Origin of the sequence: Jiangella anatolica, from assembly GCF_003236295.1 — a bacterium.
Lineage (GTDB): Bacteria > Actinomycetota > Actinomycetes > Jiangellales > Jiangellaceae > Jiangella > Jiangella anatolica.
The window spans coordinates 1-395 of the sequence record NZ_POTW01000249.1 but is presented as its reverse complement, the minus strand read 5'-3'; the positions used below and the strand labels follow the sequence as shown (position 1 = coordinate 395).

The 395-nt window shown below is 68.4% G+C and carries 1 protein-coding gene; it reads left to right on the top strand.

The annotated features are described in order from the left end of the window. Positions 1–395 (top strand): alpha/beta hydrolase family protein (locus C1I92_RS33230; protein ID WP_146605409.1); only part of this gene is annotated, 395 nt, incomplete at both ends.

Below are 395 nucleotides of genomic sequence, written 5' to 3'. Positions count from 1 at the left end.
CCGGGTTCCGCGAGGCCCGGCCCGACATCGACGTCGACAGCGTGCTCACACCCGCGGGCCTCGATGCGGTCGCCAAGGCCGAGACCCTGTGCAAGCCCCAGCTCGATGCCGCGCTCGCCGGCATGACGCCGACCGACTTCTTCCGCGCGCCGCTGGCGAGGCTGCCCGGTGTGGACGCCGCACTCGACGCGTACATGTGCACGCCCACCAGCGGCTACGACCGTCCGATCTTCCTCGGGGTGGGCATGCAGGACCGTGACGTTCCTCCCAATCTCACACTGCAGCTCGACGAGGCGCTGAGGGCGAACGGGCAGGACGTCACACTCAAGGTGTATCCGGACGAAGATCACTCGGGCACGGTGCTGGCATCGGTTCCGGACTCCACACCTTTCCTG